This window comes from Paenibacillus sp. E194, from assembly GCF_000935845.1.
In the GTDB taxonomy this organism is placed as follows: Bacteria; Bacillota; Bacilli; order Paenibacillales; family Paenibacillaceae; genus Paenibacillus_B; species Paenibacillus_B alvei_B.
This window is the reverse complement of sequence record NZ_JMDX01000037.1, coordinates 25454-35589: the sequence shown is the minus strand read 5'-3', so window position 1 is coordinate 35589 and position 10136 is coordinate 25454. Positions and strand designations below refer to the sequence as shown.

The window sequence follows — 10136 nt, the reverse complement described above, 5'->3', positions numbered from 1 at the left end:
TTGGCTCACATGCTCCGCTGTTATTGCCCCGTGGCTCACATGCTCCGAGCTTATCGATCCTTGGCTCACGTGCTCCGAGCTTATCGATCCTTGGCTAATGTGCTGAGCTTGAATACACTCCAGCTGCACATGAATCGATTCCACGCTCTCCGGGGCAAGATGGTGCCCATGCACAGCATTCGCTACGAGATGCGTCTCATCAATCGAGCCACTGGCCATATGCTGGCTGTTTATTTCTCCTGCCGCCAGATGAGATCCATGGATAGCTGCTACTGATATATGTTTTGCATGGATAGCGTTGGGCCCTATATGGTCTTTCGTTACAGCAAATGGTTCAAGTTGAGATGATCCAATAATTATTGGATCTGCTGGTGGAGGATTGACGAGATTATTCAACATCGTAAACAATTCATCATCGAGATGTTCAATACGAACTGCCCCAGACGCCAAGTGTTCGTCCGCAACGGCCTGTGGCTGAATATGTGTGCCTTCCACTGACCCTGGAGCCAGCTTGGAGGCCGTTACCGACTGTTCCGCAAGCTGATAAGAGTCAATCGCCTGTGCTTCTACATGCTTGCCTGACACCAATCCAAGAGCAAGATGCTCCGATTCAACAGCTTGGGAGGCAATCGCTTCCGAGCTCACCGCACCTTGTGACAAATGAAAGGATTCTACACTGCCAGCAGCTAATTTCTCAGAAGTAACGCTTTTATTCGCAAGCTTGCTGGATGTAACCGACATATCACTTAGCTTGTCGCTGGATACACTCTCTGGGGACAACTTGAGGGATGTAACCACATGATCAGCCAAGTGATGGGAGTATATGGAGGATGAACCTATGTGTCTGTCTCGTATCGCATGCGGAGCAATCTTCTCACTTGTTACCGCCTCTTGCTTCAGCATAGCCGCATCAATCGATTGAGCTCGGATATGTTCGTCGCTAATTGCTCCTGGTGAAATATGTTCATCCTTGATCGAGTACAGCTCTATTTCCTTGGCCCCTACTGCACCCACACTGATGTGACGGGAAGCAACGCTACCGTTAGCCAATATCTCAGCGGTCACACTTTGATTCGTCAGCTTTTGACGAGTAACAGACTCATCAGCGAGCTGCAAAGAGGTAACGCTGTGTACACCCAACTTGCTTGTTGTCACTGCCTCATCTACGAGATGCGCTGTGTTAACAGCATTCGTGTCTAAATGTCGCCCTTGTACTGCGCCTGAAGTAATCGTACGCTTATCAATTGCCCCGTCCTGCACATGCCGATTTGTAATGCTATCTTGCTCAATATGCTCCCCGCCGATCGCCTCTTCCTGAATATGAAGACCGACTATGGCAAGCGGTGCGATCTGCTGCGTGCTTATTGCATGCTTGACAACATGACGAGACTGAATCATGGCATCTGCAATTTTCTGCGAAGTAATACTCTGATCGGCGATTTTGGAGGAAGTGACGGCTTGATCTATCAACTTCGCTGTTGCGACTGATTGATCCGCTAATTTATCTGTCGTTACAGCCTGTTCGTGCAAATGCCAGCTATGAATTTCTCCTTCGCGCACATGCTTCTGATGGACCGCTTCCTTCTGCAAATGGGCAGATTGAACTGTTTCTGCTGCAAGATGGATCGAATGAATTGATTGAGGCTGAAGATGATAGCTGCTTATCATATTCGGGGTAAGATGTGAGCCTTCAATTTGGTTGGAACCAATATGCCGACTCTCAACAGCACGTTCAGCGATGACACGACTCACAATGATTTCATCAGCTAAATGGTCGCTGATAATGCTAGAGTGGGCTATTTTATCACTCGTTACTGCATGGTTCCGCAGCTTCGAATTCGTGATCACGTCTTCACTAAGCTTGGATGTGTCCACAGCGCCATTGGCCAAGCTTTCCGTATGGATCGCACCGCTGCGTATCTTCTCAGAGGTTATGGATTGGTCTTGAATCAGTTCATTCGAGATGATTAGTTCGCTCAAATGCTTCGTATGAATAGAGCCTTCCGCTAATTTATCAGAATCGATCGTCTTATCAGCCAGCTTCTCGGAGGTTATACTGCCGTCCTTAATTTTGCCTCCTGTAATAGAACGATCTCGAATTTTACTGCCTGAAATCGCATTGCGGATGAGGTGCTCACCCATAATCGAATCAGGAGCGATCTTCCCGCCAGTGATCGCTTCATCTGCAATTTTAATCGATGTGACAGAATGATCCTTTAGCGCATCAGAATCAATGCTCTCACGTTTAATCTTGGATCCGCTTATCGAATACGCAGCCAGTTTTTCATTGGTAACAGCCTCATCCACGATATCATCGGTATATACAATCGCTTTTGGCCGGAAAATGCTTCTCTTCTCGAAAAGCTGTTTTTCCTTTTCTGCCTGCACAGCTATTACTGCGTTAACGTCTACCTCCTGCTCTGTTTGCTCAACTGCATTGTTTTCAAGCATTTGAATTGCGTCTATAGAGGAAGCATCAACCTCTACATCTTGGGACACCGATCCTCTAATAGGCTTTGATGGATTTTTAGTTTTCTTCTTTTCTGTGCGGGTTGCCTTTGAAAACCTGCTATCTGATTGCTTCGATGAAGATGCGTTTGCATCAGTGAATGTGGAAGCTTCGACTCCCGGAACTTGAATGGACTGCGCCTTCTGCTCGCTATGCGAAACGTCTGGGGATATAGTAAATGGAGGAGCAGGCGTTGGTATGTTCTCTCCTCTGCTTATATGGGCATCCAAAGATGCTATCTTCGTCTTCGAAGACCCACCACCTTCCGTAGGCTGCTCCATGGCAGCAAACCCTGTCTTTTCTTGCTGAAGAGCCAGCCTTGCTTGCTTCACCACATGGTTCATTTCTTGCTTTGCTGCCGCAAGCGCATTAATGTTAGCTTTCCTGGACTGTGCAACAGTATTGGGCATAGATTTCGATAATTGATCCAAATTGGGGTCAGATTTCGATAATTGATCCAAACTAGGCTTAGATTTCGATAATCGATCCAACATTTTCAGTTCCGACCTATTCGGATTATCTACATAATAGGAAGGCCTCTTTCCTTTTGGAGACGAGCTCCCTTTCTTCTTTTTCACGCTGCACTCTCTCCTTTCCGATGGGCTTCTACCTACACCTAATCCATCATATGCACCCAGTGCTCTCCCCGACACTCACCTATACGTATTAATCTATTGCTCTGCAGGAGCGCCTATTTCGTTAGCCCACCGCTCGGCTGTTTTGTCCCATGTAAAATGATTCTGTACATGTTCCACAGCCGCTTCCCCCATTCTCTTTCTTCGTTCATCATCATCCAATAACCGATTTAGTTCATTCGCAAGCCGTACGCTTAGCCGAAACGGCCGCACAAGCACACCTGTAACCCCGTCTGCAACAACCTCTTGAATGCCTCCGACACGTGTTGCAAGTACAGGAACCCCAGAAGCCATCGCTTCCACATTGACTAAACCGAATGCCTCCTTCTCGACCGAAGGCATGACTACAACATCCGCTAGCAAATACCAATCCGGTATTTGTTCATGGGATACATAAGGGACGAATCTAACGTGCTGTGGATACACTCTGCCCAAACGCTCAAGCTTACGCACATAGACGGTTCTCCGTGCAGATCCATAAAACGCGCTGCCGACGATGACAAATAGCGCCTTAGGCTGCCTCGCAATGACACGCGGAATCGCCTTCAATAAATGATGAACTCCCTTTAAAGGGATGAGACGCCCGACATATAGAATGATTTTGCGATCCGCCCAACCTAGCATGTCCTTGCCAGCTTCGGAACGCTGCATTCCTTCTTCCGTCCATTTAGAGCGGAATCGCTCTTGGTCAACACCTAATGTATTCACTACGATTCGCGAAGCACAACTTGGACAGACCGCCGCAACTTTACGATATAAATAGCGGCTGTTGACGAAAATCCGATCTGCCGCTCGTAGTGATGACCTTAATAATTTCAGGGGAATATGCTTACGGCTCATGAAGGTAACGGAGTGAAGATTCAATATGATTTGGGCATTGGGGAAGGAGCGCTTAATCGGGAGAACAAATCGGGGACGGTTCTCAATTTGAATCGTATCGGGCAGGAACTGAGCCATGCTGCGAATAACCGCCTGCACGTACATCCGTGCACGGCTTGCTCGAATTCGAACACAAGGGACACCGCGAACCGTGTCTATCTCTGCCTGGCCGTTCCACAGCCTTGCATAAATTCGTGCATCTATTCGCTGCGCAGCCTTGCTTACCACATGCTCCACGACTCGCTCAACGGAACTGCTCGAACCGGAAGGAATCGGGAATGTTCCTGGCGTAATAACAGCCACCTTCTTAAGATGCATTTCGTTCCTCCTCATCTGCTTAGCCAAGCATCAAATTTAGTCATTATGCCTTCATCCACTCGTCCATACCGCCAATACTGGACATACATACGATGCATTATCGCCGATGGCTATTTGTATATCGCATTTTTGCCACTAAGGAGGTATGACCATGTCCGATAATCGAATCGGCATATTGTTCAATGCTCCCTTGCTGCGTGGACTCATCCGTGGTAAGACGAAGCATGAAGCTATCCTGTTCTATGAAGAAGCTGCACGCCAGAATGGAATCATCCCTTGCTTCTTCCGAATTGAAGATGTAAATACCCGGAGAATGGAAGTAGCTGCATATGTAAAAGGGCCGACTGGCTATGTTCGCCGACGCATGCCTATTCCACGAGTCATTCATAACCGAGCGATTTACTTGCGTCCCACTTCACGCGCGCGTATCCGTTCACTAGTTCAAGCGAATATTATCTTGTTCAACGAGGTCAATCGATATGGAAAAATGAGCATTCACAACTTACTCAAGGCAGATCACATGATCGCCCCACATTTGCCCGACACGTCCCTTGCAACCCGTTCTTCTATTGCCAGACTCATGGAACGCTATGGCGCGATAGTACTGAAACCTAACAACAGCAGCATAGGGCGAGGTCTCACCAAGATTGAGCGAACAAGCAAAGGGTGGAGAACGACCTACATGCTGCGAACGTCAACAGGGGGTCGTAAGTGGAGAACCATCGAGATGCCTGAGGGAAGACTGCCCGCAACCGTAAAGTCCCAAATGCTGAAGAAGTCCTTTTTGGTTCAACAGCACTTACCGCTCGCTTCCTATAAGGGAAGACCCTTCGATCTGCGTGTATCCGTACAACGAGACGGAACCGGGGAATGGAAAATTACAGGAATTGTGGGCAAGGTTGCACCATCGCATACATTCGTCACGAACGTAGCTCAAGGCGGCACGGTCTATCCATTTGAACTGCTGGCAGCTTCTTCACTGCCTTATATCCCGCTTGATATCCTTCGCGAACGAATCAGCCACTTCTCCTTAGATGTCGCTTCACGGCTATCACACACCCTGCCCCATCTTGCAGACTTAGGACTAGATATAGGGATCTCTCCTGATGGAATTCCTTTATTTATCGAATGCAATGGACGAGATCAACGTTACAGTTTTCGTGAGGCTAATTTGCTTGAATGTTGGAGAGCGACCTATGTGAATCCCATTGCCTATGGCGCATCTCTGCTTCGTCAAGCAAGTCAATAACCCTCTTTATTCTTAGCGGTGTGTAGGTTCGTATTGAAAATGATGGCGTTCTGTGTCAAGATAGTCCACAGGAAACATGCTTCTTATTCTGTTTCTTGAGGCTGAAAAATACAGGACGCCCTTATTCAGGTGTCCTATAAACCAGGTGATTAATTAACAATGAAAAAAAGATTTTTACGGCTACTAACTGAATTATCCTCACGCAAGTGGGTATCTCGCATCGCAGGCCGCTTCGCCAACTCCGGATTAAGCCGCCGATTTATTCCAACCTTTGCGAAGACGTACAATATCCGTGTTGAGGAAGCTGAGAAGCCTATGGATCAATACGGGACCTTGAATGAATTCTTCACACGCAAGCTTAAGCCAGATATGCGTCCTATTTCTGCTGCAGAAGACCAGCTTGCTAGCCCTGTAGATGCAGTGATTACAGGTATGGGCCCAATTCAGGAAGGCAGTATATTTAATGTGAAGGGACAGGATTATACACTCGATGAGATGCTGAACCACTCTCCTCATCGACAAAAATATAGTCATGGCTATTGCTTCGTGCTGTATTTAAGTCCTTCCGATTATCATCGTATTCACGCCCCCGTTACGGGGACCACTGTGGAGAGCGAACATGTGCCTGGGCGTGTCTATCCAGTAAATGATTTTGGTTTGCATCATATGCCGCGAGTACTTAGCCGCAACGAACGACTTATCACGTACATACGACATGGACAAGGTGAAGTAGCGGTTGTGAAAGTTGGGGCACTCAATGTGAGCAGCATCCGTTATTCGGATGATAAAGTGAAGTCAAGCTACGAGAAGGGGCAGGATCTTGCCTATTTTGAATTCGGATCAACCGTTGTGCTGCTGACAGAAACGAATACATTCGAGCCCTTGGAGGGATTAGCGCTCGGCGCCAAGGTTAGAATGGGAGATTGCTTGGGGACATTCCATGCGAAGACTGAACGCGTGCAGAAGACACAGAGCTAACCCTACTTGCTCGTTCAATAGCATCTAACTGAAAAGGGGCTTTTCCATAGGCCATGAACCATGGCGATTGGAAAAGCCCCTTTTTCTGTGCCTATTTGCTTAGGCACCGACTACTAAAGAAAAGCGCTATAACTTTCTTCAAGTAGTTAACACTGCTCTTTTTAAAATGCTCTTCTTCTGAAATTCCACAATATAACCGTCCAGCTCTTGACTAAGACGAACGACAGTAGCATCTGTCAGATTCCGGCCATCCGCTACAGCACTGATCATGTTCAATCGTGTCTGCTCCAATTGTCTCAGCAAGGCCTCATCCGTTTCCGTTAATCTAGTGAACATGGATATCCCCTTTTTGAAATAATCGATAGCTTCTTTCTGTCTATTTATTCCGCTCATTACTTTCCCTTTGTTGATGTAATAATTTGCGAGTTCATTGATTTTCATAGGATTGGAGAAGTCTTCTTCCAGATAGTCTGATTCACCTTGGAGCAAATGTTGTGCTGCATCTATATCTCGTTGTTGAAGATAGACATGAAGTAGTGAGTTTACAATATTTAATTTGTAAGTCGATGACTCCATACACAGCTGCAAATGGTAGATAGCTGATTCCGTTTCTCCCCGTTGCTCATGAAGCTTGGCCTTCATAAAAGATACATGATCCCTCAGGAACGGGAAGCGTGTCAAGTGAATACGATTTAGGTATTGCTCTGCCAATTCAAAATGAGATTTATAATAGTAAGAAGTACTAATTAGTAAAATGGAGTATGCTTTATAGGTACCCTCTGTCTTATCACAGGCCAGCAGTAATTTTCCGAGTTCAATACTTTCATTATACTTGTACAGTGTAAAAGCATGGACACCTAACTTGTAATATAGAATAATTCGCTCTTCACTAGTCAGCTCTTCGGCATAGGCAAGTACCTTTTTACCTGAATGATAGGATTCCTCCATTTTACTGAAATCGTCCCGTTCCACTAAATACCGATAGAACAATCCTTTTGCAACATATGTCTGCCAGCCTTGCCTTTGAGCATACATAATTGCATCATCCATTAATTCTAACCGAGACTCTAGGTTGCCTATTCCTTGTTGTACAATGCTTACTAGTTTTCCAAACCTAACTTCTGAATTCTCGTCCAGAGAGGCCATTAGATGAACCATTACTTCTCTAGCCAGTGAGATATCGTCTTCGGACGACACGAGTTGCTGCAGCAGACAGAGCCATATCTCCGAATGAATCTTCGTATTGGCAATCGCCGTTACGACTTCATGCGTAGGTATATGTAAAATAGAGAAAATGGGTTGTAGGATAGCATAATCTCGTGGAGCTCCGCCATATTCCAGGAACGAAATTCTCTTGTTATTTACACCTGACCTGTTCGCAAGTTCCTGCTGAGTCATATTCAATTCATCTCGATAACGACGAATCAATTCCCCCAAGGTCTCATTTCTCGGTTTTACAACCCCCATGCATGTATCCTCCATTACACTTGCTTGGTGAATCGTGAGTGAATCTCTATCTGGAAACAAAAGAGATCAATTGTGCTTCTTTTTCATTAATCTCTTAATAGAGAATTCTTAAATATCCCCTTTTTCTGTATTTCAACTATATAGGTATCAAGCTCTTGACTGAGCTGCACAACAGATGTGTCTGTTAAGTTCCGTCCTATTTTGGCTGCATTCATCATATTCAACCGTGTGCGCTCCATCTTCCGCAATAGCTCTATATCGTTTTCAGTTAATTCAACAAACATGCTAACACTTTGGATATAGCAATCAACGGCTTCGCTGTTCTTTCCCCATCGATGAAGCCATTTTCCTTTATTGATGAAATAATATGCGTGTCCTTTTATTGAAATTGGGTTTAAATAGTCTACACTGAGGTACTCTTGCTCTTGCTGGAGTATGTGCTTTGCGGAAGTACAATCATTTTTTGATAGATATAATCTAAGAAGTGCATTTACAATGCCTATTTTATGAGAAGATAACGTCAAGCATTTTTGTAACTGGCTTATAGCCAAATCTACGTTTCCTCTTTTCTCAAGGAGTTTGGTTGTTAAAAAGTCGACATGCTCTTGGACAAAGGAGAAAGGAAACTGACTGATTACTTTCAAATATTTTTCTGCCTGATCATATTCCTCAAGTCGAAAATAGGATGAACAAATAAGCAAAGTGGAGTACGCTTTGTAGGTGCTCACCGAGCTATCTTCAGCAATTCCTAGCTTAGCTAACTCAATACTTTCATAGAAGCGGTCTATGTGGAAGGCATGTACGCCTAACTTGTAATAGAAAACCACTCTTTCATCACGAGGGAGAAGCTCCACGTAGTGAAGCACAGCCTGTCCAGACTGGAAAGTTTCCTCCATCCTACTGAAATCGTCCCGCTCCACTAAATAGCGATAAAATAGCCCTTTTGCAACCAAGCTCTGTAAATCTCGTGATCTAGCAAAGGAAATCACATTGTCCAGTAACTCAAGCCGCATTTCAATGCTGCCAGTCCATTTTTGAATCATTTGATATAGCCTCAGCAGCAAATCTTCACAGTCCTCATTACAGCAAGCCAATACGTGTACAACAATGTCTTCGCATAAACGCCTATCCTGACTAGGCAAGGATGCCTCTAGTAGCGACAGCCATAATTCTGTACTTACTTCTTCTGTCACAAGATGAGCCACTATTTCGGCCATCGGGATATGCAGCACTACAAGAAGCGACTTCAGCACTGCATGTTCTAATGGAATTTCCCCTTTTTCAATTGCGATAACACTTTCATGGTCTATACCTGCTTCTTTTGCAAAATCCTGCTGGGTCTTATTCTCCCGATTCCGGTAACATCGTATTAGTTCCCCTAGTTTCTCATACACCATAACGGAACGCATGCATGTTTCCTCCGCCTACAGGATATCAGTCATACATTGGCCACTAGCTCTTATCCAGCAATATCAATTTCCAAGATCGCTTTTTTCAGCAGTCTTTTCTTTTGGATTTCAACCAAATACTCATCGAGCCTCTGACTAAGCTCAATGACCTCCGCATCAGTGAAAGTTTTGCCCCCTTCGAGTGCTTCCTGCAACTGTTCACGGGCTTTTTCGATCTCGTCCAGCAGTATTTCATCCGATAAACTGATTTCATTAGTTGGGATATCAAAGTAAAACCGCATCGTGTTAGCCTCCCGATTTAATGAGATTCTATATTATAGTGATTGTTTCTATTATCCGACAATTATATATCATTGTCATTATATAACATTCTGCTTGTTTCACTAAGTTTCTTTAAAATAAGATATATTCGACGCTGTTCAACATTTGTTGCGTTGCATAGTAGAAGACAAAAAAAGGACGCTAGAGTTAGCGTCCTTAATTAATTGCTACCAAGCTATTTCTGCATCCTTTCCTCCCGAGAACATATAAAACTGATCACTCTGGTAAACGGCCTCATTACTGTATGATTGAACATTCTTTCGAACATCATTTTTCGCTTGGTACCCATTTGTAAGTGTAGGCATTAGAAGAAGTGAGGCCACAACAAATGGTACGAATAACTTAATTAATTTTTGTTTCAATGATTTTTC

At 44.9% G+C, this 10136-nt stretch carries 7 protein-coding genes and 1 pseudogene; 2 read left to right on the top strand and 6 right to left on the bottom strand.

All coding sequences use genetic code 11. The features are described 5' to 3' along the window. Together AZ66_RS29685 and AZ66_RS07650 are read right to left on the bottom strand one after the other, a co-directional pair. Positions 1-3087 (bottom strand): annotated as a pseudogene (locus AZ66_RS29685) (hypothetical protein); the annotation flags it as partial. Positions 3088-3180: 93 nt separating this feature from the next. Then, complete coding sequence (locus tag AZ66_RS07650) at positions 3181-4341, bottom strand: glycosyltransferase family 4 protein (protein WP_044354298.1); 1161 nt, start codon at positions 4339-4341, stop codon at positions 3181-3183. A gap of 151 nt (positions 4342-4492) precedes the next feature. On the opposite strand from AZ66_RS07650, the gene AZ66_RS07645 reads away from it, so the two are divergent. Further along, positions 4493-5590, top strand: a complete 1098-nt coding sequence (locus AZ66_RS07645) for a YheC/YheD family endospore coat-associated protein (protein WP_044354296.1) — start codon at positions 4493-4495, stop codon at positions 5588-5590. A 159-nt stretch (positions 5591-5749) separates the two neighbouring features. Further along, positions 5750-6568 (top strand): archaetidylserine decarboxylase, encoded by an 819-nt coding sequence (asd, locus tag AZ66_RS07640; RefSeq protein WP_021252702.1) that lies wholly within the window; start codon positions 5750-5752, stop codon positions 6566-6568. A gap of 138 nt (positions 6569-6706) precedes the next feature. On the opposite strand, the gene AZ66_RS07635 is transcribed toward asd, so the two are convergent. From AZ66_RS07635 to AZ66_RS07620, 4 genes are all read right to left on the bottom strand, one after another. Next, complete coding sequence (locus tag AZ66_RS07635; RefSeq protein ID WP_044354294.1) at positions 6707-8035, bottom strand: XRE family transcriptional regulator; 1329 nt, start codon at positions 8033-8035, stop codon at positions 6707-6709. Between the two features lie 86 nt (positions 8036-8121). Continuing rightward, the gene (locus AZ66_RS07630; RefSeq protein ID WP_044354293.1) at positions 8122-9444 is read right to left on the bottom strand and encodes a Spo0E family sporulation regulatory protein-aspartic acid phosphatase; all 1323 of its coding nucleotides are present in this window, start codon (positions 9442-9444) and stop codon (positions 8122-8124) included. Positions 9445-9494: 50 nt separating this feature from the next. Further along, positions 9495-9725 (bottom strand): aspartyl-phosphate phosphatase Spo0E family protein, encoded by a 231-nt coding sequence (locus AZ66_RS07625; RefSeq protein ID WP_044354292.1) that lies wholly within the window; start codon positions 9723-9725, stop codon positions 9495-9497. A gap of 207 nt (positions 9726-9932) precedes the next feature. After that, positions 9933-10127: a hypothetical protein gene (locus AZ66_RS07620; protein ID WP_044354291.1), complete on the bottom strand. Its 195-nt coding sequence runs from the start codon at positions 10125-10127 to the stop codon at positions 9933-9935. Positions 10128-10136: the final 9 nt, after the last annotated feature.

What these genes read in the sequence shown, in the direction of transcription:
- AZ66_RS07650 (WP_044354298.1), bottom strand. Translation starts at nt 4,341, where the DNA reads ATGCATCTTAAGAAGGTGGCTGTTATTACGCCAGGAACATTCCCGATT.
- AZ66_RS07645 (WP_044354296.1), top strand. Translation starts at nt 4,493, where the DNA reads ATGTCCGATAATCGAATCGGCATATTGTTCAATGCTCCCTTGCTGCGT.
- asd (WP_021252702.1), top strand. Translation starts at nt 5,750, where the DNA reads ATGAAAAAAAGATTTTTACGGCTACTAACTGAATTATCCTCACGCAAG.
- AZ66_RS07635 (WP_044354294.1), bottom strand. Translation starts at nt 8,035, where the DNA reads ATGGGGGTTGTAAAACCGAGAAATGAGACCTTGGGGGAATTGATTCGT.
- AZ66_RS07630 (WP_044354293.1), bottom strand. Translation starts at nt 9,444, where the DNA reads ATGCGTTCCGTTATGGTGTATGAGAAACTAGGGGAACTAATACGATGT.
- AZ66_RS07625 (WP_044354292.1), bottom strand. Translation starts at nt 9,725, where the DNA reads ATGCGGTTTTACTTTGATATCCCAACTAATGAAATCAGTTTATCGGAT.